This is a genomic window from Sphingomonas sp., assembly GCF_036677245.1.
GTDB lineage: Bacteria > Pseudomonadota > Alphaproteobacteria > Sphingomonadales > Sphingomonadaceae > Allosphingosinicella.
On sequence record NZ_JAKFCG010000113.1, the window covers coordinates 1 to 2,593 of the forward strand.

Consider the following 2,593-nt stretch of genomic DNA (forward strand, 5'->3'; position numbering starts at 1 on the left):
GTTGCCGGTCGGCATGCGCGAGAAATTGGCGCGCGAGCACTGGATGGTTTCGACGATCGATGACAGCGGGATCACGTAGGGCGATGCCGCGACCTTGACCAGCATGACGTCGAGGACGGCGAGCGTCAGCGGCAGGCGCAGCGTCATGCGCGTGCCCTTGCCGGTCCAGCTCTTCACATGCACCGAGCCGCCGATCTTCTTGATGTTGGAGAGCACCACGTCCATGCCGACGCCGCGGCCGGAAATGTCGCTGACTTCCGAGGCGGTCGAAAAGCCCGGCGCAAAGATCAGCTGGTCGATCTGCTCTTCGGTGAGCTGCTGGTCGGGGCCGACCACCAGCCGGTCGCGCGCCACTTGCAGCACGCGCTCACGGTTGATCCCGGCGCCATCGTCCTCGACGACGATCAGGATGTTGCCGCCCGCCTGTTCGGCCGAGAGGCGGATCGTGCCCATCTCGGGCTTGCCCGCCGCGATGCGCTTTTCCGGCACCTCGATACCGTGGTCGGCCGAGTTGCGGATCATGTGCGTCAAGGGGTCCGAGAGCTGCTCGATGATCGTCTTGTCGATCTCGGTGTTCTCGCCGATGGTCTCGAGCTTGATCTTCTTCTGGGTCTTGGTCGCCAGTTCGCGGATCAGGCGCGGCATGCGGCTGAACACCGACTTCACCGGCTGAGCGCGGATCGCCATCACCGAGTCCTGCAGGCCGCGCGTCGTCTGCGCCAGCACTTCGAGCCCACGCACCAGTTCCTGATAGCGGGCGCGCAGCATCTCATCCATCTGCTGGGTGAGCATCGACTGGGTGATCACCAGTTCGCCCACCATGTTGACCACGCGGTCGATCTTGTCGAGGTCGACCCGGATCGACTGCACGCCGTTGCGGCGGTCTTCCGGACCCGTGCGGCGGTCTTCGCCATCCTCGTCGCTTGGCACGGCGCGGAGCACCGGCGCAGGCGCCGCAACGCGCACGGGCGCCGCCTTCGGCGTCGGCGCGATCGCTGCGGCCAGTTCGGCAAAGCTGAGGTCCTGGCTCGCTTCCTCTGCCGCCAGTTCGGCCACGTCGAGCGCCGGCTCGGGCAACAAATCGCTCAGCGACGGCATCGCGTCCGCACTCGCCGGAGCCGCAACCGCCGCTGAGGCCGCAACCTGCGCGATGGAGAGATCGCAATTGCCTTCGACGAACTCGAACACTTCGGCAATCGCCGCTTCGGTCACGGTCGGCGAATGCAGCGAGATTTCCCACGAGCAATAGACGCCGAACGGCTCGAAATCGGCGAGCGGCGGCACCTCATCGAATATGGCGCGGATTTCGATCTCGCCCAGCGTCGCCAGTTCGCGGAACAGCAGCAGCGGATCGTTGGCGCGGGCATAGAGCTCGCTATGCGGGGTGAACTTGATTTCCCAGTGCCCGGGCTCGGCGGCAGCCAGCGGTGCGGCGGCAAAGCTGTCCGGCTCGATCTCCACGGCCGGCGCTTCCGGCTCGTCGGCATCGTCGCCGATCCTGACCATCACCGGGGTGAAATCGAGGTCGAATTCTTCCATCGGCTCGCCCGACTCGTCGTCGGTCTCGCCGCGGGTCAGCGCGTCGAACTGCGCCTTCTCGTCGGCGCCGTAGTCGGGGGCCAGCGCGGTGCCCTCCTGCGCCGCCTTGACGAAGTCGGCGACGATGTCGTTGGCGCGGATGCAGAGCGCCGCGACCGTATCGCTCAGCTCGATGCGGCCGTCGCGCACATAGTCGAGCAGCGTCTCGTAGGCATGGGCAAAAGCCACCAGCGCCGAAAAGCCGAAGGCGCCGCCGCCACCCTTGATCGAGTGGATGGCGCGGAACACCGCATTGAGCCGATCGCTGGAACGGTCGCCTTGTTCGATGGCGGCGAACTGTTCTTCAAGTTCGAGCAGAAGCTCGGAGCACTCGTCGAAATAGGTAGCTTTGAAATCGTCGAGATCGCTCATGTTGAGGCTCGGCCGGACCCTTCTGGGATGGACTACTAGTGCACGACGCGATGGATGACGCTGATCAGCTTCTCAGGATCGAACGGCTTGACGATCCAACCCGTACCGCCGGCAGCGCGACCCTGGTCGCGCTTGTCCTGGCTGGTCTCGGTGGTGAGGATCAGGATCGGCAGGCTGTTGTACTGCCCCGATGCCCGGACGTTCTTGATGAACTCGATGCCATCCATCACCGGCATGTTGATGTCGGTGATCACGACATCGACGCTCTCGCTCTTGAGCACGTCGAGGCCCTTCTGGCCGTCCTCGGCCTGCAGCACCTCGAACCCGGCATTGCTCAGCGTGTGATGCAGCATGGCGAGAATCGTACGGGAATCGTCAACAGTCAGAACGCGCATCAGCAGGTCATCCTTTCATCATGCCGGCGAAACTGGGACCAAAGCCCAGCCGGTCGATGGCCGAGAGCATCGGCGAGCTCGCCTCGGCAACGTGAAAATCGAAATTATTGCGGCGGGCGGTTTCGCCGGCGCTGATCAGCATGACCAGCGCATTGGTCGACACCCGTTCGACGGCCCGGCCGTCGATATCCACCGGTCCCGATTCGACCGCGTCGATGAGCTTGTCGCGCACACCGTCAAGCGCGTCG

General features: G+C 64.7%; 3 protein-coding genes. All 3 read right to left on the reverse strand.

The features are described 5' to 3' along the window. Positions 1-1,950, reverse strand: a 1,950-nt coding sequence (locus tag V6M48_RS11780) for a chemotaxis protein CheA (RefSeq protein ID WP_332812718.1), incomplete at its 3' end; no start/stop codon positions are given. 35 nt (positions 1,951-1,985) lie between these two features. After that, positions 1,986-2,345, reverse strand: a complete 360-nt coding sequence (locus tag V6M48_RS11785; protein WP_332812719.1) for a response regulator — start codon at positions 2,343-2,345, stop codon at positions 1,986-1,988. A gap of 7 nt (positions 2,346-2,352) precedes the next feature. Continuing rightward, positions 2,353-2,593: hypothetical protein (locus V6M48_RS11790; protein WP_332812720.1), on the reverse strand; the 241-nt coding region annotated here is incomplete at its 5' end.

Excerpts from the sequence above, each read along its gene's own strand:
- V6M48_RS11785 (WP_332812719.1), bottom strand. The coding sequence starts at position 2,345 with ATGCGCGTTCTGACTGTTGACGATTCCCGTACGATTCTCGCCATGCTG.